General features: G+C 37.9%; 1 protein-coding gene. It reads right to left on the bottom strand.

Features of this window, described 5'->3' with window-relative positions:
* A partial coding sequence (locus AB4Y90_RS18085) for a glycosyltransferase family 32 protein (RefSeq protein ID WP_441558945.1) occupies positions 1-721 on the bottom strand: 721 nt, incomplete at its 3' end.
* Positions 722-751: the final 30 nt, after the last annotated feature.

Here is a 751-nt window from a genome sequence, read left to right as displayed (position 1 = left end):
GCTTATTAGCATCGATGATCTTGTGATCGTTAATGACTGCGTTTACCGATTTAGCAGCATCTGGTGAGTTGACAAGCTGCTCCAGAAGCCCGTAAACATTCACCATCTTTTTATGGGTATTTTCTTCATCACCGCCAAACCATGAACCATTGAAATGATGGCTTACATAATTTTTCGGTAAATCCTGAGAAAARTAAACCGACGGATAAAGAGTTACATCATGTTTTAATTTTTGAATGGTATCGCTGTAACGGTCTGCACCATACTCTTCTTCGAGCATTTCAGAAAAAATATCAGTATTGATGCGCTCAACGAAACGTTCCTGCTTGTCGTAATATGCTACAAAATCTTTTGAAAGCTGATGTTTAGGTTCTGCCATCCAAAACGCAGAATAAGGAACACCTTTCACCTCAAAACCACAGACTGCTTTTTCGTTAAGAAATTCATCCAGCGGCAATTTCAGCTCCATGTCTGTATCCATATAAATTCCGCCATGTTCATACATTATTTTTGAGCGCACATAATCTGATACGAAAGCCCATTTTTTCTGTGCAAAAGCGTCTTTTACATATTCATTGTCTTCTAATGGTGCGTTGCTTTCATTCCATTCTACAATTTCAAAATCGGGATGAATCTTTTTCCAGGAAGCGATGCAATGTTCTGCCAATTCATGTTTTGGCTGGCCTCCAAACCAGCAATAGTGTATTTTTTTAGGAATCATCAATTAATATTTTAAGTTATCTTCCTACGT

Source organism: Chryseobacterium sp. 2TAF14 (assembly GCF_052115105.1).
Taxonomy (GTDB): domain Bacteria; phylum Bacteroidota; class Bacteroidia; order Flavobacteriales; family Weeksellaceae; genus Chryseobacterium.
This window is presented reverse-complemented; position numbering and strand designations above follow the sequence as displayed.